This window comes from Bacillus sp. (in: firmicutes) (genome assembly GCA_012842745.1).
Classification (GTDB): Bacteria; Bacillota; Bacilli; order Bacillales; family Bacillaceae_J; genus Schinkia.
In genome coordinates, this window is the sequence record DUSF01000036.1 from 35,470 (window position 1) to 58,283 (window position 22,814).

Annotated in this window: 24 protein-coding genes; 23 read left to right on the forward strand and 1 reads right to left on the reverse strand. The window is 37.6% G+C overall.

Going from position 1 to position 22,814, the window contains the following annotated elements:
• Positions 1-17: 17 nt before the first annotated feature.
• From GX497_08110 to GX497_08170, 13 genes are all read left to right on the forward strand, one after another.
• Positions 18-1,109, forward strand: coding sequence for a histidinol-phosphate transaminase (locus GX497_08110; protein HHY73176.1), 1,092 nt, complete (start codon positions 18-20; stop codon positions 1,107-1,109).
• Between the two features lie 11 nt (positions 1,110-1,120).
• Positions 1,121-2,221, forward strand: coding sequence for a prephenate dehydrogenase (locus GX497_08115; GenBank protein ID HHY73177.1), 1,101 nt, complete (start codon positions 1,121-1,123; stop codon positions 2,219-2,221).
• 12 nt (positions 2,222-2,233) lie between these two features.
• Positions 2,234-3,529, forward strand: coding sequence for a 3-phosphoshikimate 1-carboxyvinyltransferase (gene aroA / locus GX497_08120; GenBank protein ID HHY73178.1), 1,296 nt, complete (start codon positions 2,234-2,236; stop codon positions 3,527-3,529).
• Between the two features lie 75 nt (positions 3,530-3,604).
• Positions 3,605-4,501 carry a hypothetical protein gene (locus GX497_08125; protein ID HHY73179.1) on the forward strand — a complete coding sequence of 299 codons (897 nt, stop codon included), beginning with the start codon at positions 3,605-3,607 and terminating at the stop codon, positions 4,499-4,501.
• Between the two features lie 38 nt (positions 4,502-4,539).
• Complete coding sequence (locus GX497_08130; GenBank protein HHY73180.1) at positions 4,540-5,802, forward strand: tetratricopeptide repeat protein; 1,263 nt, start codon at positions 4,540-4,542, stop codon at positions 5,800-5,802.
• 42 nt (positions 5,803-5,844) lie between these two features.
• Positions 5,845-6,408, forward strand: a complete 564-nt coding sequence (locus GX497_08135; GenBank protein HHY73181.1) for a YpiB family protein — start codon at positions 5,845-5,847, stop codon at positions 6,406-6,408.
• A 74-nt stretch (positions 6,409-6,482) separates the two neighbouring features.
• On the forward strand, positions 6,483-6,947 hold the full coding sequence (locus GX497_08140; protein HHY73182.1) for a DUF2487 family protein: 465 nt from the start codon (positions 6,483-6,485) through the stop codon (positions 6,945-6,947).
• 140 nt (positions 6,948-7,087) lie between these two features.
• Complete coding sequence (locus tag GX497_08145) at positions 7,088-7,582, forward strand: ubiquinol-cytochrome c reductase iron-sulfur subunit (GenBank protein ID HHY73183.1); 495 nt, start codon at positions 7,088-7,090, stop codon at positions 7,580-7,582.
• Between the two features lie 14 nt (positions 7,583-7,596).
• Positions 7,597-8,271 (forward strand): cytochrome b6, encoded by a 675-nt coding sequence (locus GX497_08150; protein ID HHY73184.1) that lies wholly within the window; start codon positions 7,597-7,599, stop codon positions 8,269-8,271.
• Positions 8,272-8,302: 31 nt separating this feature from the next.
• A complete protein-coding gene (locus GX497_08155) occupies positions 8,303-9,073 on the forward strand; it encodes a cytochrome C oxidase Cbb3 (protein ID HHY73185.1) in 771 nt (256 codons plus the stop codon).
• 102 nt (positions 9,074-9,175) lie between these two features.
• On the forward strand, positions 9,176-9,769 hold the full coding sequence (locus GX497_08160; GenBank protein ID HHY73186.1) for a DUF1405 domain-containing protein: 594 nt from the start codon (positions 9,176-9,178) through the stop codon (positions 9,767-9,769).
• A 57-nt stretch (positions 9,770-9,826) separates the two neighbouring features.
• Complete coding sequence (locus tag GX497_08165) at positions 9,827-10,594, forward strand: sporulation protein YpjB (GenBank protein ID HHY73187.1); 768 nt, start codon at positions 9,827-9,829, stop codon at positions 10,592-10,594.
• A gap of 95 nt (positions 10,595-10,689) precedes the next feature.
• Positions 10,690-11,367 carry a Zn-dependent protease gene (locus GX497_08170; GenBank protein HHY73188.1) on the forward strand — a complete coding sequence of 226 codons (678 nt, stop codon included), beginning with the start codon at positions 10,690-10,692 and terminating at the stop codon, positions 11,365-11,367.
• Between the two features lie 43 nt (positions 11,368-11,410).
• Here the strand turns inward: GX497_08170 and GX497_08175 are convergent, their stop codons facing one another.
• On the reverse strand, positions 11,411-12,286 hold the full coding sequence (locus GX497_08175; protein HHY73189.1) for a YitT family protein: 876 nt from the start codon (positions 12,284-12,286) through the stop codon (positions 11,411-11,413).
• 155 nt (positions 12,287-12,441) lie between these two features.
• On the opposite strand from GX497_08175, the gene GX497_08180 reads away from it, so the two are divergent.
• From GX497_08180 to GX497_08225, 10 genes are all read left to right on the forward strand, one after another.
• Positions 12,442-12,753, forward strand: coding sequence for a nucleotide pyrophosphohydrolase (locus tag GX497_08180; GenBank protein ID HHY73190.1), 312 nt, complete (start codon positions 12,442-12,444; stop codon positions 12,751-12,753).
• 11 nt (positions 12,754-12,764) lie between these two features.
• Entirely contained in the window at positions 12,765-13,565 is an 801-nt protein-coding gene (locus GX497_08185) for a 4-hydroxy-tetrahydrodipicolinate reductase (GenBank protein ID HHY73191.1), read from the forward strand.
• 21 nt (positions 13,566-13,586) lie between these two features.
• Positions 13,587-14,759, forward strand: a complete 1,173-nt coding sequence (bshA, locus tag GX497_08190; GenBank protein ID HHY73192.1) for an N-acetyl-alpha-D-glucosaminyl L-malate synthase BshA — start codon at positions 13,587-13,589, stop codon at positions 14,757-14,759.
• The gene (locus GX497_08195; protein HHY73193.1) at positions 14,741-15,955 is read left to right on the forward strand and encodes a CCA tRNA nucleotidyltransferase; all 1,215 of its coding nucleotides are present in this window, start codon (positions 14,741-14,743) and stop codon (positions 15,953-15,955) included. Before bshA ends, GX497_08195 begins: the two co-directional genes overlap by 19 nt.
• Positions 15,925-16,905, forward strand: coding sequence for a biotin--[acetyl-CoA-carboxylase] ligase (locus GX497_08200; protein HHY73194.1), 981 nt, complete (start codon positions 15,925-15,927; stop codon positions 16,903-16,905). The genes GX497_08195 and GX497_08200 overlap by 31 nt, the downstream gene beginning before the upstream one ends.
• 269 nt (positions 16,906-17,174) lie before the next feature.
• Positions 17,175-18,008 carry a 3-methyl-2-oxobutanoate hydroxymethyltransferase gene (panB, locus tag GX497_08205; GenBank protein HHY73195.1) on the forward strand — a complete coding sequence of 278 codons (834 nt, stop codon included), beginning with the start codon at positions 17,175-17,177 and terminating at the stop codon, positions 18,006-18,008.
• Positions 18,009-18,010: 2 nt separating this feature from the next.
• On the forward strand, positions 18,011-18,856 hold the full coding sequence (locus tag GX497_08210; GenBank protein ID HHY73196.1) for a pantoate--beta-alanine ligase: 846 nt from the start codon (positions 18,011-18,013) through the stop codon (positions 18,854-18,856).
• Between the two features lie 13 nt (positions 18,857-18,869).
• On the forward strand, positions 18,870-19,256 hold the full coding sequence (gene panD / locus GX497_08215; protein HHY73197.1) for an aspartate 1-decarboxylase: 387 nt from the start codon (positions 18,870-18,872) through the stop codon (positions 19,254-19,256).
• 62 nt (positions 19,257-19,318) lie between these two features.
• Entirely contained in the window at positions 19,319-22,072 is a 2,754-nt protein-coding gene (dinG, locus tag GX497_08220; GenBank protein HHY73198.1) for an ATP-dependent DNA helicase DinG, read from the forward strand.
• A 208-nt stretch (positions 22,073-22,280) separates the two neighbouring features.
• On the forward strand, positions 22,281-22,814 hold the full coding sequence (locus GX497_08225; protein HHY73199.1) for a DUF5590 domain-containing protein: 534 nt from the start codon (positions 22,281-22,283) through the stop codon (positions 22,812-22,814).

The window sequence follows — 22,814 nt, forward strand, 5'->3', positions numbered from 1 at the left end:
TGGGGTCTCTTATGAAGATAAAAGTGAAAGAACAACTAGTTGGGTTAACACCTTATCAGCCGGGCAAGCCAATTGAAGAAGTAAAAAGAGAGCTTGGCCTTGAGAAAATTACAAAATTAGCATCAAACGAAAATCCATTTGGATGCTCACTTCAAGCAAAGGAAGCTATTCAAGCGGGCTTAAATGAATTAGCATTATATCCTGATGGCTATGCTCGTGATATGCGTGAAAAAATCGCTCGATTTATCGGTGTCGAAGAAAATCAACTCATTTTTGGAAATGGCTCTGACGAACTGATTGCCATCCTTTGCATAGCCCTTTTATCTCCTGATAAAAATACAGTCATGGCGAATCCGTCTTTCTCACAATATAGCCATAATGCGATTATCCAAGGTGCGGAAATCCGCATGATTGAAAATATAAATGGTGAGCATGATTTAGATGGAATGCTAAAGGCAATCGATGAAAATACGGCAATTGTTTGGGTATGCACACCGAACAATCCAACTGGTACGTATATTCCAGAAGAAAAGCTTGTAAACTTTATTAAAAATGTTCCTGATCACGTCTTGATTGTAATTGATGAAGCTTATAATGAATATGTCGTGGCTAGTGACTATCCAAATACATTATCGCTTTTAAGTGAATATCCGAATTTGTTAGTCTTACGGACATTTTCAAAAGCATATGGACTTGCGGCATTAAGGGTAGGTTATGGTGTCGGAAATCCTGATTTAATTACAGCGCTTGATCCTGCAAGGGGCCCTTTTAATACATCAAGAATTGCCCAAGCCGCGATTACAGCGGCGATTGATGACCAAGATTTTATCAACTCTTGTGTAAAAGCAAATCGGGAAGGTCTTGAGCAATATTATCAATTTTGTAAAGAAAATGGGTTGGATTATTTTCCATCACAAGCGAATTTCATTTTAATAGATTTTAAACGCTCTGGGCAGGAATTGTTTGATTATTTATTAAGAAAAGGATTTATTGTCCGCTCCGGTACTGCACTAGGCTATCCAACTTCCGTAAGAATTACCGTTGGAAGCCGTGAACAAAATGAGGAAATCATTCAAGCTTTAAAAGAAATGCTTGACGGATCACGTTAGGGGGATCCTTTTTGAAGAAAAGAGTATTTGTAATCGGCCTTGGTTTAATCGGAGGTTCGATTGCTTTAGCGATTAAACGTAGCCATGATGCAGTAGTCGTTGGTTACGAGATTAATGAAGATCGGCTCGCTTTAGCGAAAACATTAAATGTTATTGACGAGTCGGCAACTTGTATTGAAGACGGAGCTAAGAATGCGGATTTAATTATCATTTCTGCTCCAGTGCAGCAAACAGAAATTATCATCGAAATGCTAACAAAGATAGAGCTAAAACCATCTGTTATTATTACAGATGTTGGCAGTACAAAACGACAAATTATGGAAAAAGCAATGCTTTTACTTAATAAAGGTGTTACCTTTATCGGCGGTCATCCAATGGCAGGCTCCCATAAAAGCGGTGTAAGCGCAGCAAGAGCGCATTTGTTTGAAAATGCTTATTACATTTTGACGCCGGGAAAGGATACACCAGTAGCAATGATTGAGGAGTTAAAAGACTGGCTGAAAGGTACAAAAGCGAATTTTTTAATTCTTACACCAAAAGAGCATGATGAATTTACAGGTGCCGTCAGTCATTTTCCGCATATTGTTGCTGCGAGCCTCGTTCATCAGGTGGCTGCTTTAGATGAAAAAGATTCGACTGTTTCCAGCTTAGCAGCTGGCGGGTTTCGTGATATAACGAGAATCGCTTCGAGTAGCCCGGTTATGTGGCGCGACATTTTGCTTCATAATAAAGAGACGTTACTTGAGCTTCTTGAAAAATGGCGTATCGAGATGGAACATGTCAAGAAAATCATTGATACGGTGGATAGTGAAGCGATTTATGCTTATTTTAAGGATGCGAAAGAGTTCCGCGATAGATTGCCAGTAAGACAAAAAGGGGCAATCCCGTCATTTTATGATTTATATGTTGATGTACCAGACCACCCAGGTAGTATTTCCGATGTAACGGGGATCCTTGCCACTGAGGAAATCAGCATTACAAATATTAGAATTATCGAGGTTAGGGAAGATATTATGGGTGTGCTTAGACTGAGCTTCCGTAACGAAGAAGACCGAAAACGAGCACAGGCTTGTCTAGCCGTTCATCATTACGAATCATTTATCGAAATGTAAGGATGTGTTTTTTTGTCAACTACACAATTAATAACAAATGTGTCAAGCCTTAATGGAACTGTTCTAGTTCCAGGCGATAAATCTATTTCCCATCGCGCCGTCATGTTTGGGGCGATTGCCAATGGGAAAACAACAATCACCGGCTTTTTGCCTGGGGAGGATTGTTTAAGCACGATTAATTGTTTTCGAAAAATGGGAGTTGGGATTCACCAAATGGGTGATTATGTTGAAATCGAATCTGCTGGCATTGATGGTCTGCAAGAACCAGTTGATATACTTGATGTTGGAAATTCAGGAACGACGACAAGATTAATGCTTGGCATTCTAGCAACAAGACCGTTTCATTCTGTAATTATTGGTGATGAGTCAATTGCCAAAAGGCCAATGGGGAGAGTGACAAACCCGTTAAGAACGATGGGTGCAAAGATTGATGGCCGTAATGACGGGATGTTTACGCCTTTATCAATCAGGGGCGGAGAAACGAAAGGGATTGAGTATAACTCACCAGTGGCAAGTGCCCAAGTGAAATCGGCAATTCTTTTAGCTGGTCTTGGCTCAAAAGGGGTAACAACGGTCACGGAACCTGCCCTTTCGAGAGATCATACTGAAAGAATGCTAGAAGCTTTTGGTGCGAAAATTAGCCGCGATGGTTTGTCAGTCTCAATTGAAGGCGGGCAGTCACTTTCAGCGACAGCGATTGAAGTGCCCGGTGATATTTCATCTGCCGCTTTTTTCTTAGTGGCAGGTGCTATTGTACCTAATAGCGAGATAACTCTTAAAAATGTCGGCATGAATCCTACCCGTGTCGGGATTGTCACCGTACTAGAAAACATGGGAGCGGCCTTGTCAGTAACGAATGAACGAGTTGTAAACGGCGAACCAGTTGCTGATTTAACAATTTCAACGTCTAATTTAAAAGGGATAGAAATTTACGGCGATATTATCCCGACATTAATTGATGAAATTCCAATCATCGCCCTGCTTGCGACCCAAGCGGAAGGAAAAACAATCATTCGCGATGCGGAAGAGTTAAAAGTAAAGGAAACGAATCGCATTGACACCGTTGTTACCGAACTAAGAAAAATGGGGGCTATTATTGAAGCAACAGATGATGGGATGATTATCGAAGGAAAGGCATCCTTACATGGTGCGGATGTTAATAGCTATGGTGATCATCGCATTGGTATGATGCTATCTATCGCAGCCCTTATTGCTAATACTGAAACAATATTGGAAAATCCAGAAGCAATAGCTGTTTCCTATCCAAACTTTTTTGAACATTTAGCCGGGCTAGTGAAGGAAAGGTAGTTCTATTATGTCTCTTCTTATCATAACTTGTTGTTAAGGAATTTGTACAAGCATGGTGAGGAGGGGCATTTTATTTTGAATTACATTATTGAAGATGCCAATGTCGTCTCTGATTTAGGAATAACAATCGCTTCATTTCTAATTGATGATTATAAAATTAGCCATTATGGAAAATCGTTACAAAAGTACCAAGGGATGCGGATGAATGTTTCGAAATATTTTATGACACCAGGACATGTTATCGCTGATTTTAGTTTATTAAATTGTGAAAACATAGTCGATTATAGAAAACAACTAACAAATCTCATTGTTAAAGGTTGCACGCTCGCTTTAGTTCCATGTTATATCCAGTATGAAAGTGAATTCGAAAAAAAAATAAGGGCTGCCAGACACGCAATGATTAATAGCACGATTGATTTTGTAATTGGTGTCCAAATCCCTCTTGAAAAACTAACCCCAGGGATTATAAGATTATGCAAACGTCATAAACTGCCTTATATTATTACAGAAATAAATGAGCACACGAATATTTATTCGATACCATGGGGATGGATTCGCGAGGCCCAATTTCAATTTCAAGTTCCAATTTATCCACTATGGAATATAGAAGATTATAAGGAATTGAAAATCCAAATGGAAAGTTGGGAACAAGTCACATCCTCCCATTACATTCCAACTTATCTCCGTTTTCCGACTGACTTACGCCTAGTTCCAAAAGTAATTCGCAAACAAATTGGCATTTATCCTAAAAAAGGCGACCTCTTTATTGGAAATGAACTTGATTATAATTTATATGAATATGCTAATTATGATAAAATAGTTCCGCTCATTACCGTTCACAAAGGGAAAGTAATAAAGGTAAACGATGAAGTGAATTTATATCCTGGGTTTGGACAAGAATTGAATATTAAGCTACCAGGGCTATTTGCCTCGATTGATAGCATGACAAATAATCCCTACCCTGGAGGTTAACTATGGTGGGGTTGATTTTGATATAAAGGAGTTTGAATATGGACGAGAAGCTGCAAAAAGCTATTCAACTAGTTGCAAACGGAGAAATTAACGAAGGGCTTGATTTTTTACATAGTCTTATTGCAAAAGCTAATCATGAAGAAAAACTATTAATTGCAGATTTATATTTACAATGGGGCTTTTTAGAGGAAGCGAAAAGCATAATCAACGAATTACTCGAATTATACCCAGATGAAGGACAACTTTATATTTACGCCGCCGAAATCGCAATTGAAGAAGATGAGGGAGAAGTTGCTTTAGATTATTTAGAGGAAGTAAAAGAAGAAGATCCAGCCTTTCTTCAAGCGCTCATCATGATGGCTGATTTATTTCAAATTGAAGGACTTGATGAGGCCGCCGAACAAAAGCTTTTGAAAGCAAAAAGGCTTGCCCCTGAGGAAGTTTTAATTGATTTAGGTTTAGGACAGTTTTATGCCAATATTGGAGAGTATCAGAAAGCCATTCCGTTTTTCAAAAAATTAATAAATACGAATGTCGATATTGAACAAACGAATATTCACTTGCTTTTAGCAGATGCTTTCGTACATACTGGTCATTTTGAAGAAGCTCTAGAATGCTATGAAAAAGGTCTGCAAGTTGAGTTTGATATCAATGCGCTGTTTAATTATGGGTTTATTGCCTATCAGCTTGAAAGATATGAGCTTGCTATTGCAAAATGGAATAGCTTAAAGGAATTAGACTACGAATACGTACCGGTTTATCTTTATTTAGCAAAAGCCTACGAACATGCTGGGGCCCTTAAGGAAAGTTATGATACGGCAAGAGAAGGTTTAACCTATGCTCCGGATTATAAGGAATTGCTTGTGTTTGCTGCAAAAATGGCGATGAAGCTGCAAACCGACGAAGATGTGGAAGCATATTTAGTTAAGGCGATTGAGATTGATTCAGGCTATATTGAAGCCATCAATTTGTTGTCAAGCTATTATCTATATCATGAACAATATGATGATATTGTTCACATTCTACATCAGGCTATCGAAAATGATGAATATGACCCTATGTTCGATTGGGACTTAGCGACAGCAAAAAAACATTTAGAAATTTATAATGATGCATTAAATCACTTTGAGAATGCATATACTTATTTCAAAGATAATATTCAGTTTCTTAAGGATTTTGGTTATTTTCTTTTGGAAGATGGAGACGCGAAAAGAGCAAAGAAAATGTTCAAGCAAATCCTCGAACTGGACTCAGCAAATACAGAAATTGAAGAGGAGCTAGTGCGTTTAGAAGATTGGTAGTGATTTGAAGGAGAGAAGAAAACGGGAGAGGAGGGATATTTTTTGGCGGCTCCTGTATCTGTCAATGAAAAGAAAGAATTCGTGCGCTGGTTTTTAAATCATTATCAGTTAAAAAGGCGGGAATGCGTTTGGATTTTGAATTATTTAATGAGCCATGATCAATTGATGAAGAAGGTCCATTTTGTTGAGAAGGCTGAATATTGTCCAAGGGGAATCATCATGTCTACTCATTGTGTTGATGAAGTACCGTTTCGATTTTACAAAGATAGTGTGATGACAACAGATGCTGAAAAATCTTTTCATGACATTCGCTTAAACCGTGATCAAGACATTTATATCCAGCTTAATTTTAAAGCCTCTTTTACTTGTGCAAAGTATGTTCTAGTTTTAGAGGAAAATAAGTTTATTCCAACCCATCTTCAAGTAAATGAAAAAGACCAACAGTTAGCTCAGCAATTTTTGGAGGAGTCATTATTATCTTTTCAGAGGGATAAGCTGCTAAAGCAAATTGATGACGCTTTAGACAAATTCGATTTTGATAAGTTTATGTTTCTATCTGCAAAATTAAATGCATTGTTAGAATGTCAAAACACTTCCTCAACGTAGAGGAAGGTTTTTTTTTTGATAAAAACATGGTTTAATAATAAGAAATATTATTAATAAAGGTGAGAGAAAATAATATGAAATGGATAAGTACAGATATAGAAATGTATATGAAAGCAAAAGAATATGTAGATACTGTTGTGGTGCCCTTGGTGCCAATTTCGTTACAAGGAGAAATAAGTACAATCTGTGAGATGGGGGAATTTATCACGATTTTGTCGGCAGAGCTGGAAAGGGAATACAAAGGAAGGATGGTTTTGCTACCAGCGTTTACATATTTAAAAAATGAGGAGACAACAGCATTAATTGAGCGCATCAATTTATGGAATCGTACATTGGTGGATAGTGGTGTTAAACATGTAATCCTCCTTACCTCTGATCCAGATTGGAAGCTGAATGAAAAAGATGTACAAGCTACTTTACTTTGGGTGCCTTCCATTTCTTTTCACGATGTTGACAAAAAGTATATAGAACAAATGTTAAAATCACAACTGAAACCAATTCAAACAATTGTGATGAATCTGTGGATGAAAGAGGAGTAATGTGTAAATCACTTCTGTTTTTCGACAGGATTTTATTGACCAAAGGACAAGTTTGCGCTATCATGATTATGTCCTAGTAATATGTGTGTTTATAAACGATTTGTCCGGATGGACTATCCTTGAATAGAGGGGGGAAAAGAATGAGTAAGGGAAACGTAACTAGACGCCAATTCCTTAGTTACACACTAACAGGTGTAGGTGGATTTATGGCTGCGGGCATGCTAGCACCAATGGTTCGGTTTGCGATTGATCCAGTGTTACAACCACCATCTGAAGGTGAATTTGTGGCCGTTGTCGAAGAATCCAAACTTACATCTGAACCACAGCGTTTTGACTTTAAAGTAAACCAAGTCGACGCATGGTATGAGTCTGAAGTAACCATGTCAGCATGGGTTTACAAGAAGGATGATGGCAGCATTCAAGCGATGTCACCTGTATGTAAACATTTAGGATGTACTGTAACATGGGATGATCCAAAAGCAAAAAATCAATTCTACTGTCCTTGTCATGACGGTTTATATGAGAAGGATGGAACAAATGTACCAGGTACACCACCGCTAGCACCTTTAGATTTATATGATCAAAAAGTAGAAGGCGGAACTTTATATCTAGGTAAAGCTAGACCACGAGCATAGGAGGGGCGTAATAAATGCTTAATAAAATTTATGATTGGGTAGACGAGCGTTTAGATATTACGCCGCTATGGCGTGATATTGCTGACCATGAGGTGCCTGAGCATGTTAACCCGGCACATCACTTCTCTGCATTTGTATACTGCTTCGGCGGTCTTACATTTTTTATAACTGTTATTCAAGTATTATCAGGAATGTTTTTAACAATGTATTATGTTCCAGATATTAAAAATGCTTGGGAATCAGTATACTATTTGCAAAACGAAGTGGCATTTGGCGTGATTGTACGCGGAATGCATCATTGGGGAGCAAGTTTAGTTATCGTTATGATGTTTTTACACGTATTACGTGTATTTTTCCAAGGAGCTTACAAAAAGCCACGTGAATTAAACTGGGTAGTAGGCGTATTAATTTTCTTCATGATGTTAGGTCTTGGTTTTACAGGCTACCTATTACCATGGGATATGAAAGCATTATTTGCAACAAAGGTAGGTTTACAGATTGCTGAGGCTGTTCCTTTAATTGGACCTGCAGCGAAAACATTATTAGCAGGTAGCCCTGAAATTGTTGGTGCACAAACATTAACTCGTTTCTTCGCAATCCATGTATTCTTCCTGCCAGCAGCATTATTTGGCTTAATGGCTGCCCATTTCGTGATGATTCGAAAGCAAGGTATTTCGGGTCCATTGTAAAATACATATGTAACATAAGGGAGGGAAGACGATGCATCGCGGAAAAGGTATGAAATTTGTTGGGGATTCTCGTGTACCTGTAGAGAGAAAACCTAATGTACCGAAAGACTATTCCGAATATCCAGGAAAAACGGAAGCGTTTTGGCCGAATTTCCTTTTAAAAGAATGGTTGATTGGAGCTGTATTTTTAGTTGGCTATCTTTGCCTAACAATTGCACATCCATCACCACTTGAACGTATAGCTGATCCAACGGATACAGGCTATATACCATTACCAGACTGGTATTTCTTGTTCTTATATCAATTACTTAAATACGAGTATGCATCAGGTCCTTGGACAATCGTTGGTGTTATTTTAATTCCTGGTTTAGCATTTGGCGGATTATTAATTGCTCCATGGTTAGATAGAGGCCCAGAGCGTCGTCCGTCAAAACGACCAATTGCAACCGCTATGATGTTACTTGCTTTAGCGGCAACTATTTTCTTAACGTGGGAATCTGTAGTAAACCATGATTGGGAAGCTGCGGCTGAGCAAGGGAAAATCGTTAAAACAGTTGAATTCGACAAAGAAGACCCTGGTTATAAGGCGCTTGAAGCAAGCGGCTGTTTAAACTGTCACGGAACTGATTTGCTTGGTGGACCAGCAGCGCCTGGTTTAACAGAGACTGGTGCAACATTATCAGCAGAAGAAATTGCTGATATCGCTGTAAATGGACGTAATACAATGCCTCCAGGAATGTTCCAAGGTTCTGATGAAGATTTAAAAGCGCTATCTGAATTTATTGCTAACATTGGTAAATAAACTATATACTTCAAAAAGCTGACTTTCAAATGAAGGTCAGCTTTTTATTTAGTTTTTATTTCTGTTAAAATAAAAGGTAATTATATTTGCGGAGTTGAGTAAATGAAACTATTGATTCAGTTTTTAGGATGGCGCTCAATTTTAGCGCTATTACTAGTTATTAATGTGCTTGGTACGATTTGGGGTTACATATGGTACGGAGGACAATTAGCAGATACTCCAGCATATTTTCTACCATTTGTGCCTGATAGCCCCACAGCAAGTTTATTTTTTGTGTTTGTTTTAATTGCTTTCCTATTACGAAAAAATTGGCCTCTTATCGAAGCACTCGCGATTGTAACACTTTTCAAATATGGAATCTGGGCTGTTGTCATGAATTTGTTAGTATTAAAGGTAGAAGGATATTTACCATGGGAAGGCTATATGCTAATAGCTTCTCATGGCGCAATGGCAATCCAAGGGCTATTATATGCCCCGTATTATCGCATGAAAGGATGGCATTTAATTGCTGCCGCCGTTTGGACCTTACATAATGATGTTATTGATTATGTTTTTGGAATGATGCCGAGATACAGTATGCTTAGTGATTTCACGGCGCAAATAGGTTATTTTACTTTTTGGCTAAGCATTACCTCCATCTTTATTACATACTGGTTATGCATAAGAGATAAACACTATAAAACATCATTGTTATAGTGTTCTACTCTTGTCCCTTCTCTCATAAACTCATACAAAGCCTAGGAGGGACAAGGGATGGTTAGAAAGATATTTTTACCTTTTATTTTTGTCTGTTTGTTTATTCCACAACAGATTTATGCTAATAATGAAGCTTGGACTAAACTGGATAAGCTTACTAATCATGCGCTTATGCTTACGAAGCAGGAAAAATATGCTGAGGCAAAAAAAATGCTCGAGCAATTTTCGGCTCAGTTTATAAAAATATATCCGAAGGAAAAGCAAGTGACAATGAACGATTTACGCGTCCTTTCGATAAGTACTGATGAGGCTATTAAAGCACTAACATCGATTTCATTAGATCATGCGGAAAGAGTTCGGAAGGTAACCCGGCTCCACCTTGCTATTGATGCCTTACATTCTGAATATCAACCGTTATGGAAGGAAATGGAAAAGCCAATCATAAAAAGCTTTCAAAATATGAAAGATGCAGCATTAGAGAATGATCGGGAACAGTTCAAGCAGCAGCTTACTGCTTTTACAGATAATATTGACACAATCTATCCTTCTTTAGTCATTGCTCTTGATCCTGATGATATTTCTAGATTAGACTCGCATATCCGCTTTCTAGAAACTTATGCTCGCGTTACTAGCAAGAATAAAGAGGATCATTTAAAGATAATGGAAAAGGATGTGTACAATATATTTGGAAAAACTATCACTGATGAAACAGACCCTTCGTTTATGTGGGTCATGATTACAACAGGGAGTATTATTTTAGGTGCGCTATTCTATGTTGCGATTAAAAAATACAGAGCGGAAAAAATGACAATAATAAATAATTGAGACAGTTAAGTTGTCAATGGTTATCGATTGACTAAAAAATAAGCTTTCCATACAATATAAAGTAACAAATATTTATTTATGGAGGAATGTAAAGGATGTTTTTACTATATTTTGCAATAATCATCCTCATCCCTTTATGGGCACAAATGAAGGTGAAAGGTGCATATCGTAAATATTCGCAAATTCCTGCTTCATCGGGAATGACGGGTGCTCAAGTAGCGAGAACAATTTTGGATAATAATGGCTTATACCATGTAAGAGTTGAAGAAACTCCGGGTGTACTATCTGATCATTATGATCCTCGAGACAAAACAGTACGCCTATCAACAAGCAATTATCACGGAGCCTCTGTTGCAGGTGCAGCTGTTGCGGCCCATGAGGTAGGCCATGCAATTCAAGATGCGCGAGATTACGCGTTTTTAAGGTTCAGACATGCGTTAGTTCCAGTTGCTAACATCGGTTCGAATCTATCGTGGATTTTAATATTGATAGGAATCTTTGCTCACATCAGTGGACTTTTATTGCTAGGGATTGTTTGTATGGCGGCGGCCGTACTTTTCCAAATTGTTACCTTACCAGTAGAATTCAATGCTTCAAGTCGAGCTATGGATGAAATCGTAGCCGCAGGTGTAATCCGCAATGATGAAGAACGAGAAACGCGCAAAGTTTTAAATGCAGCTGCCTTAACATATGTTGCAGCAGCATTAGTAGCTGTGATGGAACTTGTTCGTCTTCTGTTAGTATATACTGGAATGGCTGGAAGTGATGACTAGTCATTATATTAGAAAAGAGGCTGAATTTTCGGCAGCCTCTTTTCTATCTTTCCAAAGGTTTTTTATTTTCATCCAACGTAAATCCTTCCCCAAGTACATCGTGAACATCACTAACAGTTACAAACGCATGGGGATCAACATTATTGATGATACTTTTTAGCTTTACAATTTCATTGCGTCCCACAACACAATAAAGGACATTCCGTTCCTCGCCAGTAAAGCTTCCCATCCCTTTTAAAACTGTAACGCCCCTACCCATATCCTCTAAAATTTGCTTGGCAATTTCGGCGTTTTTTACAGAAATAATTGTTGCTCCTTTGGCAGAATAAGCACCTTCTTGCATAAAATCGATGACTTTAGCACCGACAAAGACGAGAACAAGGGTGTACATTGCTTCGCGATACGATAAATAAAAAATTAAAGATGTAATAATGACGCAAGCATCAAATAAAAACATCGTCTTCCCCATGCTCCAGCCAATATATTTATTCACTAATCTAGCAATAATATCGACACCGCCTGTCGTCCCTCCGTAACGAAAAATAATGCCTAATCCTGTTCCTATGAAAACACCAGCAAAAAGTGCGGCAAGTGTTAAATCGTCATGGAGCGGGATTGAGAAAGGACGATAGCGTTGAAAAACCCATAAAAAGATAGAGACACTAACCGTCCCAATAATCGTATAAACAAAAGTGTTTTTTCCTAAAAACCTCCAACCAATAAAGAACAATGGAATGTTAAGCACAAGGTTCGTGATTGAAGGGTCGATTTTAAATAAAAAATATAAAAGCAAGGTGATGCCCGTAAATCCCCCTTCAGCTAAATTATTTTCCATATTAAAATGGACAATGCCAAAGGAAAGGATTGCCGCCCCTAACAAAATAAAAAGAATATTTGGTAGCCTTATCGTTAATTTCATCTCAAAGCCTCCTCGCTTGAAAAACAATATCATTATAGATTAGTTTGGAAGAAATGTTAAGAATTACTCTAAAGTTTGTCAAAATGCTTAATTTTGGCTAACATAAAAAAGTAGCTAAGTCAAAACGAGGTGAGAAGTATTTGAAGCAAAAAACAATGGAAGAAATGCAAAAGGAAGTCAATCAATACATAAGCCAATTTAAAGAAGGCTATTTTAGTCCGTTGGCGATGTTGGCACGGATGACGGAAGAATTAGGGGAGCTTGCCCGAGAAATAAATCATTATTATGGCGAAAAACCGAAAAAAACAGATGAAGAAGAGAAAACAGTTGAACAAGAACTTGGCGACCTACTATTTGTGCTAATTTGTTTTGCCAACTCGTTAGAGATTAGTTTAGAGGAATCGTTTGATTTAGTGATGAATAAATTTAATACACGTGATAAAGATCGCTGGACGAGGAAGGAATAGGAGGATAAATAATGGGAAAAATTAAAATTATTTTGGCAGGGCCACGTGGGAAGATGGGTACAGAGGCTTTAAAGTTAATCAAAGAAACAGAACATTTTGAACTAGTAGCGGCGATAGATCGAAAAAATGGTGGGAAGCTTATTTCTAGCATTGAAGGTTTACCAGCAATGGATGCTCCTATTTATGAAGATGCTGAACAATGTTTTAAAGAAAGAACAGCTGATGTTCTTCTTGATTTAACAACACCGGAAATCGGCAGAAAGCATACAGAAGCTGCTCTGAAATATGCAATCCGCCCAGTTGTTGGTACAACCGGATTTAATGAACAGGAATTAAAGGACTTGGCAAAAACAGCAGAAGAAAAAGGGATCGGCGTGATCATTGCGCCAAATTTCGCAATTGGTGCGGTATTAATGATGAAATTTGCACAAATGGCCGCAAAGTATTTTCCAGATGTTGAAATTATTGAACAGCATCATGACCAAAAGCTTGACGCTCCTTCAGGGACTGCGATTAAAACAGCTGAACTAATTTCTCGCGTTCGCACAGAAAAGCAGCAAGGACATCCAAATGAAAAAGAGACAATTCAAGGTGCTCGTGGTGCTAATTTCAATGGCATGCGCATTCATAGTGTCCGCCTTCCTGGTTTAGTTGCCCATCAAGAGGTTTTATTCGGAGGAAATGGTCAACTATTAACAATTCGCCACGATTCATTGCATCGTTCTTCTTTTATGTCTGGTGTGAAATTAGCGATTGACACAGTCATGAAAATTGATATTTTAGTATATGGTCTTGAAAATATTATTGAGTAACACTTGTAAAAGAGGTTTGTGATGAAATTAAAAATTGGTATTACATGTTATCCATCGGTTGGCGGGTCAGGTGTCGTTGCTACAGAGCTTGGAATGCTGTTAGCGGAAAAGGGGCATGAGATACATTTTATTACATCAAGTGTTCCTTTTCGTTTAAATAAATGGTATCCCAATTTATATTTTCATGAAGTCGATGTGAATCAATATTCTGTTTTTAAGTACCCACCTTATGATCTGTCATTAGCAAGTAAAATGGCAGAGGTCGCAAGGCGGGAGGATTTAGATTTGCTGCATGTTCATTATGCAATTCCCCATGCGATTAGCGCTTATTTGGCAAAACAAATGATTGGTGGAGAAAAACTGAAAATCATTACTACCTTACATGGGACAGATATCACGGTTTTAGGGCATGATCCATCATTGCAAGAGCTCATTCGTTTCGGAATTGAACAGTCAGACATTGTCACCGCCGTATCGAAAAATCTTGTTGAGGAAACATACCGGTTAGTGGAAACGAATAAAGAAATCGAAACGGTTTATAATTTCGTCGATGAGCGCGTTTATTATCGTCGTGAACGCTCATATTTAAAACATCAATTTGGGATTAATGCCGATGAAAAAGTGATAATCCATATTTCTAATTTTAGACATGTAAAACGAGTTCCTGATGTGATTGAGGCATTTGCGCGCATTGAAAAAGTAATCAAAGCAAAGCTTTTGTTAGTTGGCGATGGGCCCGAGTCTACTGTTGTTTCTAGAATGGTAAGGGAAAAAGGATTACAAGAGCGTGTCCTTTTTCTTGGCAAGCAGGAAAATATAGAAGAGGTTTTATCAATTAGTGACTTAATGCTGCTCCTTTCGGAAAAAGAAAGCTTTGGACTCACGCTTTTAGAAGCGATGGCATGCCAAGTCCCATGCATCGGCACGAATATCGGTGGAATTCCGGAGGTTATAGAAGATGGTGCAACCGGTTATATTTGTGAATTAGGAGATGTAGCGGCCGTTGCCGAAAAAGCAATCATGCTCTTAACGAATGAAGAGTTATATAAGAAAATAAGTCATCAAGCTTTTATACGAACGAAGGAAATTTTCCATTCACGTAAAATTGTTGAACAATATGAACAACTATATTATAAAATGGTATGCTTGACTGAAAAGAAAAGCGAGGAACATTTATGGAAGGACCGTTTATAAAAGCAAAAGCAATCATTGAAAAATTGAATGAGGCTGGATATGAAGCATACTTTGTCGGCGGTTCTGTCCGTGACTTTTTGTTAAATCGTCCTATTGACGATGTCGATATTGCTACATCAGCTCTACCGGAAGAGGTTGAAGCGTTATTTCCTAAAACAATACCGGTTGGACTCAAGCATGGCACTGTTGTCGTAATCCATGAAGATGAATGCTATGAAGTGACAACATTCCGAGTCGATGGAGACTATCAAGATTTCAGACGACCTTCGAAGGTTGAATTTGTTTCTTCGCTTGAAGCCGATTTGCGGCGGCGCGATTTTACGATCAATGCCATCGCTATGAACTATCAAGGCAGCATTATTGATCCTTTAAGAGGGGAAAAAGATTTACATAATAAATATATTCAAACGGTTGGCGATGCAGATGAAAGATTATTGGAAGACCCGCTAAGAATGATGCGGGCCTGCCGCTTCGTAAGCCAATTGAATTTTGAACTAAGTGAAGATACAAAAAAGTCTATCAAAAAAAATGCAAGCTACTTATCAAAAATATCAGTGGAACGAATTTTAATAGAATTTGAAAAACTGTTAACAGGAAAAGCGATAAAAAAAGCTGTAAAGCTTATCATTGAGCTTGGGCTTTATCAATATTTGCCACAGCTATCAAATAAAGAAAAGGAACTTCATCTTTTTGCTGAGGTTTGTTCGAATAAAGTACTTAATCTTGACGAAATGTGGACATTATTACTAGTAATATTAAAAGTGGAAAACATTGACGGCTTTTTTAAACAATGGAAAAATTCAAATGAACGAATGAAAGCGTGCCAGCGCTTATTAAATGCACATGAACAATTGCAAAAAAGCGCCGCGCTTTCTGCCTACGACGTCTATACATATAGTTTTGAAGTTTTAAAATCGAGCATCAAGCTTTATTGTATAGTAGAAAACAAACAATCTGAAATGATGTTGTCAGAATTACAGGAAATCTATGATAAGCTTCCAATTTTATCAAGAAAACAGTTAGCAATTACAGGCAATGATTTGATGACCATTTTTAATAAACGTGGTGGCCCGTGGCTCTCGAAAACGATTGAAATGGTTGAAAGAGCTGTCGTAAATGGAACAGTAGTAAACAATAAGGCTGATATAAAGGAGTGGCTTCTTACATGCAATCCCCAATTAGAAAACAATTATTAACATTATTTGCAGAGCATGATGGAGAATTTTTATCGGGACAAATGATTAGTGAGAAGCTTGGTTGTTCAAGAACGGCTGTTTGGAAACATATTGAGGATTTGCGCAAAGATGGTTTTGAGTTAGAAGCTGTACAGCGAAAAGGCTATCGAATAATCAAAACGCCAGATAAAATAAGCGGCAATGAAATTCAGCTTGGTTTACAAACGAAATTCATTGGTCGAGAAGTGCACTATAAAGAATCCGTTACCTCGACCCAAAAGATTGCCCACAAGCTTGCCTATGAAGGCGTGCCTGAAGGGACGATTGTTGTAGCCGAAGAACAGATTACAGGCCGAGGTCGATTGGACCGCTCGTGGTTTTCACCGAAATATGCCGGTATTTGGGTTAGCGTCATTTTAAGGCCGACGATTCCTCCACAACAAGCACCACAGCTTACTCTTTTAGCGGCAGTAGGGGTGGTAAGAGGGATTGAAGCTGCTACTGGGCTACAATGTGGAATAAAATGGCCTAATGATATATTAATTAATGGCAAAAAGGTCGTCGGAATATTAACTGAACTACAGGCTGAAACAGATCGAATTAATGCGGTCATTATCGGGATTGGTATTAATGTCAACCAAGAACCTCAGCATTATCCAGAAGATTTAAAAGACAAAGCCACCTCTCTTGCGATTGAATCTGGGAAAAAATTAAATCGTGCTGAGATTTTGCAAGCTATCGTAAAGGAAATAGAAGACTTGTATTGCGATTACATAGAGCATGGCTTTCAAGTTGTACAACTATTATGGGAAAGCTATGCTGTTAGTATTGGAAAACAAATAATTGCTAGAACATTAACAGAGACAATTGTTGGCAAAGCTTTAGGTATTACTAGTGACGGTGTATTATTATTAGAAGATGCTAATAAACAGATTCATCATATTTATTCAGCTGATATTGAAATTAATTAAATATTCAAACTAATAAAATTTTCTCTCCCATTTTGGCTGAATGTCTGATATACTACAAACGTTGGGTAGTATCCATGAAGGAACTGCACCACAAATGTTTTATTAGCATAATTACTAAAGTGAATACTGCCTTGATCCGATTTGCGGACTAGGACAGGGGATGAATAAACCAACATAGTTCTAACCTGTCTTTCCGTTTGGAAAGATTTTTTAATTAGGTTGAAAGCTTGGTTGTCATTCCCTCTATCTTAATTTATTGGAGGGAAAATATGAAAACTACAACAGATTTTCAAAAAATGAAGGCCAATGATGAGCCGATTGTGATGTTAACAGCGTATGATTATCCGTCAGCAAGGCTTGCCGAAGAAGCTCAAGTTGATATGATATTAGTCGGTGATTCACTAGGGATGGTGGTCCTCGGCTATGATTCAACAATCCCAGTTACTGTCGATGATATGGTTCATCATACAAAAGCGGTTTGTCGTGGTGCAAAAGATACGTTTATCGTAACTGATATGCCTTTTATGAGTTACCATTCATCGCTTGAAGATACAATGAATAACGCGAGAAGACTAATGCAAGATGGTGGAGCACATGCCTTGAAGGTAGAAGGAGCAGGAGATGTTTGCTTTACTATTTCCCAGTTAACCGCTGCAGGGGTGCCGGTCGTTGCCCACCTTGGATTGACGCCGCAATCTGTTGGTGTATTAGGTGGATATAAAGTACAAGGCAAGGATAGCGAGACGGCTAAAAAGCTGTTGGAAGATGCCAAAGCTGTTGAAAAAGCAGGGGCAATGATGCTTGTCTTAGAATGTGTTCCAAAACAACTCGCTGAAATCATTACCTCTCAAGCTTCAATACCAACAATTGGGATTGGTGCTGGCAATAAAACAGATGGACAAGTCCTTGTGTACCATGATGTCATTCAAAATGGTTTTGGTCATGTCCCTAAATTTGTTAAACACTTCGCAAATGTGAATGATTCTATTCAAAAAGCGATTAGCCAATATAGAAATGAAGTAAAAACACGTGAATTTCCAAATGAAAACCAATCGTTTACGATGAAAGAAGAACAGCTTACGTCTTTATACGGAGGAAAATGAGAATGCAAATTATTAGTTCGATTAAACAAATGCAAGCGTTAATGAAACAACTCCGACGAGAAGGAAAGACGATTGGTTATGTGCCAACGATGGGCTATCTCCATGAAGGTCATTTGACATTAATGAACGAAGCAAAAAGGAAAAATGATAAAGTAATCATCAGCATTTTTGTAAATCCATTACAATTTGGACCTAATGAAGATTTTGATGCCTATCCGCGCAATATTGAGCGCGATGAAGCATTAGCAAAAGAAGCTGGGGTAGACGTTATTTTTTATCCTGATGTGAAAGAAATGTATCCTACAGAACTTTCAACTTCGATACATGTAAAAAAGAGAGTCAATGTTCTGTGCGGAAAATCAAGAGAAGGCCATTTCGATGGTGTGGCGACTGTTTTAATGAAGCTATTTAATATTGTTATGCCAGACCGCGCTTATTTCGGAATGAAGGACGCCCAACAAGTGGCAGTTGTTGACGGATTAATCAACGATTATAATATTCCTGTTGAGCTTATTCCAGTTCCGACTGTACGAGAGGAAGATGGACTGGCTAAAAGCTCACGCAATGTCTATTTAAATGACGAAGAGCGAAAAGAAGCGCCAGTACTTTATGAGAGTTTACAAAAAGCTGTACAAAAAATTCATGATGGCGATAAAAATATAGAAGAAATCAAAGCTTTTGTAAGAAACGAAATCGATGAAAAAACTTCCGGCGCTATAGATTATGTCGAAGTTTTATCTTATCCAGAGCTAGAGGAGATTAACGAAGCTAATGGTGAGATGATTATTGCGCTTGCTGTGAAATTTAGTAAAGCACGCTTAATAGATAATGTTACATTTACAATCTAGGGGGGGAAAAACTTTGTTTAGAACTTTAATGAATGCAAAAATCCATCGTGCACGGGTGACAGAAGCGAATTTAAACTATGTTGGAAGTGTGACGATTGATGAAGATCTTTTAGATACGGTTGGGATTTGTGCAAATGAAAAGGTTGCCATCGTGAATAACAACAATGGCGCAAGACTTGAAACATATGTCATCCCAGGGCCCCGCGGCAGTGGTGTCATTTGTTTAAATGGCGCTGCCGCCCGCCTTGTCCAACCTGATGATATCGTTATTATCATTTCTTACGTATTAGTACCAGAAGATAAAATTGCTGACCATAAACCAAAGGTTGCGATTATGGATGAGAAAGATAATTCAATTAAACAATTGCTGCATGCAGAACCTGCGTCAACTATATTATAATAGAATAGTTACAAATGATGGCTTTCGCGTTATTTGGCGAAAGCCTTTTTGAGGTGTTTACAATGAATCATCGTTTCATCGTTGTTGATATCGAGACGACTGGCAATAAAGTTGGGACCGATAAAATCATTCAAATCGGCGCCATTCTCATTGAGGATGGTGAGATTATTGAACGATTTTCAAGCTTTGTTAATCCAAATATGAAGTTATCTCCCTTTATTAAACAATTTACAGGAATAGAAGATGAAAGTCTTAAAAAGGCCCCTAGTTTTTCATTAATAGCTCCGATGTTAATCGAAATGCTAGAAGGCTCTTATTTCGTTGCCCATAATGTTCCGTTTGATCTTTCATTTTTGAAAGCTGAGCTGGAAAGCAGCGGCTATATCTTTAAAGATTGTCAAGCGATTGATACAGTCGAGCTTTCAAGATTGTTGTTTCCATCTTTGAATGGTTATAAGCTAAGCCAATTAGCCCATGCATTTGCAATCGACCATGATCAACCTCATCGTGCTGATAGTGATGCAGAAGCAACGGCTCATTTATTATTAAATTTATTAACAAAACTAAATAGTCTACCGCTCATTATCTTAAAAAAACTGCAATCTTTAGCATCACATTTACAAAGTAATCTTGGCGAATTACTAAAAGAAATGATAAAAGAAAAAAAACGGTTATTACAACTTGATGAGGAGCGCTTTGATTTATATAATGGTATCGCTTTGAAACCGTGCAAAAGAAAAAGCAATCTAACTTATGACGAAGTGAATTTTCTGCCTCTTGATCCTGCTTCCATCATTGCCAAGCTGCAAAACGAGGATGTAAAGTTTGAAGTGCGCGAAGGCCAATTGGAAATGATGGAAACAATTAAAGACGCATTTAATAACCGTGTGCATGGCCTAATTGAAGCTGCTACTGGAACTGGAAAAACGCTTGGATATCTTATACCAGCAATCCTTTATGCGAAAAAAACGGGTAAAAGAGTAGTTATTAGTACGTACACAACACATCTTCAAGAGCAGATTATGAACAAGGAAATAAAAATGCTTAAAAAAGTGCTTCCTTTTACGTTTGAAACGACTGTTTTAAAAGGGAGAAATCATTATCTTTGTCTGCAAAAGTTTGTAAAGTCTTTGGAAAATATCGGCATAGATACGTATGATATTGTATTTACGAAAGCGCAAATTCTTGTCTGGCTAACAGAAACAACGACAGGTGATGTGGATGAGCTTAACTTGACACCCGGAGGTAAAATTTTTTGGAATAAAATCAGCTGCGGTTTAAATGGCTGTAGCAACAAAGAATGTCCATCATATTCAAGATGTTTTTATTTACAAAAACGAAAAGAAGCAGAAAGCACTGATCTTATTATTACGAACCATGCACTCCTTCTTCTTGATATAAAAAGCGATTTTTCATTATTACCAAACTATGATGAGTTGATTGTTGATGAAGCCCATCATCTTGAAAATGTGGCTAGTGAACATTTTGGGATTACATTAGATTATTTTTCGATTCAAACACGGCTGAACCAAATTGGTTTCATTGATGGAACTGACTTTTTAAATGAGCTTGCTCCAACGATTGGGATTATTGAGCAATATTATATGGAAACAAAAAATAGCATTGATGAGCTTTTCAGATGTTTAAGAACTTATGTTTTATCAAAAAAAATGAATTGTAAAAATGAAATCGGCCGCATAACATACCGCTTTCATGCAACAAAGGAAGATGGCCCATTATGGAAAGAAGTAAAAAATAATGCATTTATCGCCATCGAAAAACTTCAGGATTTAAAGGATAGCTTTACGTCGATTATCGAACAATTACATGCAAGAGAAGAAAGTGGAATCATAACAGATGGCCATTCACTTCTACGGTTTTTAGAGGAAACTGCTAACAGTATATGTAAACTATTTTTTGAGCATGATGGCAATAAAGTAACATGGATAGAAATTGAAGCAAAAGGAGCACAAAACTCAGCCTTTTTATTTTGTCAACCGCTTGATGTAGATGTCATGCTCGCTGACGGTTTATTTGCTAAAAAACAAAGCGTCATTCTTACGTCTGCTACACTTGCTATCAAAGAATCATTTGAGTATACGAAAACATGCTTAGGTCTATTAGATTTTGAAGTAGTAACAAAAAAAATATCCTCACCTTTTTCATATAAAGATCAAGTGCAATTAATGATTCCAACAGATGTACCAGAAATTAAGGATGTTGAACAGCATGTTTTTATTGAGGAAATTGCCGATAAAATTATTCAAATTGCTAGGGTGACACAAGGGAGAATGCTCGTTTTATTTACCGCGTATGATATGTTGGAAAAGACATATTCGAGCGTAAAAGCAGCTTCAGAGCTTGATGGATTCGTGCTTATCGGGCAAGGAATATCGAGCGGCAGCCGGAGGAAACTTACGAAAAATTTTAAACAATACGATAAAGCTATTCTTTTTGGGACAAGCAGTTTTTGGGAAGGCATCGATATTCCGGGGGAGGAATTAAGCTGTATAGTGATTGTGAGATTGCCGTTTTCACCACCAGATCAAGCGGTGATGGCAGCGAAAGCGGAAGCGATGAAACATGTGGGCAAAAATGCTTTCATGGAATTATTTTTGCCTCAGGCTATATTAAGGTTTAAGCAAGGCTTTGGCCGTCTTATCCGCGCGAAAAATGACCGCGGCGTCGTCGTGATCCTTGACCGACGCATCACAACAAAAAGCTATGGGAAAAAATTCATTCAAGCATTGCCCCCTCTTGAAATCCATGAAGAGGAAACAAGCAAGTTAATAAAAAGGCTATCTGAGTGGTTGTAATGAAAAAAAGGGGCGTATAGCCCCGATTATGGTGTCGGATGGAGATTGTTTAATAAGTAAAACAAAATTTCATGCCTTTTTGTTATAATGAGAAAAGAGACGATGTGAAGATTTATTTCTTAATACTAATTTACACGCAAATTGTTTCCTATATGCATTACAATATTTGGGGAGAAGATTATATGGAAATCGAACTTAGAGGTTTACTATGAAAAAATGGTTGTATATAATACCTTTAATACTTATTATCATTATTTGGCAGGCTTCACAAATCTATCTAGGGAGTATGAGTTACCAAAAAAAAGAGGAAAATAAGGCGATTGCTTTTGCAAAGGAAAATGTGAAAGAACTTTCGTCCATAACAGATGCCAAGTATTATCATGGTAGACTAGCTTACACAATTCTCTATGGTACGAATGAAAAAGATGAGGAACTCATCATTTGGGTACCTAATTCGAAAAAGGGTAGGCTCATTGTAAAAAAAGCAAGTGAAGGGTGGTCAAAGGAAAAAGTAAAAAAATATATTATTGCTAATCAAAATCCATTAAAATTAATTGATATAAGACTTGGTGCTGAAGTAATAAAGGATAATCGAACAAACAAAACGGAAACAACGCCGCTATGGGAAATTACTTATATTGACCAAGAAAAGCGTTATACATATTATTTTATGAAATTTACAGACGGTTCATTTGTGAAAAGGTACAGTCTGAAAAAAGACCGCTTTGAGGAGGAAAATTAA

Coding starts and splice junctions, on each gene's coding strand:
- bshA (HHY73192.1), top strand. CDS start 13,587: ATGAAATTAAAAATTGGTATTACATGTTATCCATCGGTTGGCGGGTCA.
- GX497_08165 (HHY73187.1), top strand. CDS start 9,827: ATGGTTAGAAAGATATTTTTACCTTTTATTTTTGTCTGTTTGTTTATT.
- GX497_08210 (HHY73196.1), top strand. CDS start 18,011: ATGCAAATTATTAGTTCGATTAAACAAATGCAAGCGTTAATGAAACAA.
- GX497_08155 (HHY73185.1), top strand. CDS start 8,303: ATGCATCGCGGAAAAGGTATGAAATTTGTTGGGGATTCTCGTGTACCT.
- GX497_08150 (HHY73184.1), top strand. CDS start 7,597: ATGCTTAATAAAATTTATGATTGGGTAGACGAGCGTTTAGATATTACG.
- dinG (HHY73198.1), top strand. CDS start 19,319: ATGAATCATCGTTTCATCGTTGTTGATATCGAGACGACTGGCAATAAA.
- GX497_08175 (HHY73189.1), bottom strand. CDS start 12,286: ATGAAATTAACGATAAGGCTACCAAATATTCTTTTTATTTTGTTAGGG.
- GX497_08130 (HHY73180.1), top strand. CDS start 4,540: ATGGACGAGAAGCTGCAAAAAGCTATTCAACTAGTTGCAAACGGAGAA.
- GX497_08200 (HHY73194.1), top strand. CDS start 15,925: ATGCAATCCCCAATTAGAAAACAATTATTAACATTATTTGCAGAGCAT.
- GX497_08170 (HHY73188.1), top strand. CDS start 10,690: ATGTTTTTACTATATTTTGCAATAATCATCCTCATCCCTTTATGGGCA.
- GX497_08140 (HHY73182.1), top strand. CDS start 6,483: ATGAAATGGATAAGTACAGATATAGAAATGTATATGAAAGCAAAAGAA.
- GX497_08195 (HHY73193.1), top strand. CDS start 14,741: ATGGAAGGACCGTTTATAAAAGCAAAAGCAATCATTGAAAAATTGAAT.
- GX497_08160 (HHY73186.1), top strand. CDS start 9,176: ATGAAACTATTGATTCAGTTTTTAGGATGGCGCTCAATTTTAGCGCTA.
- GX497_08145 (HHY73183.1), top strand. CDS start 7,088: ATGAGTAAGGGAAACGTAACTAGACGCCAATTCCTTAGTTACACACTA.
- GX497_08185 (HHY73191.1), top strand. CDS start 12,765: ATGGGAAAAATTAAAATTATTTTGGCAGGGCCACGTGGGAAGATGGGT.
- GX497_08225 (HHY73199.1), top strand. CDS start 22,281: ATGAAAAAATGGTTGTATATAATACCTTTAATACTTATTATCATTATT.
- GX497_08180 (HHY73190.1), top strand. CDS start 12,442: ATGGAAGAAATGCAAAAGGAAGTCAATCAATACATAAGCCAATTTAAA.
- panB (HHY73195.1), top strand. CDS start 17,175: ATGAAAACTACAACAGATTTTCAAAAAATGAAGGCCAATGATGAGCCG.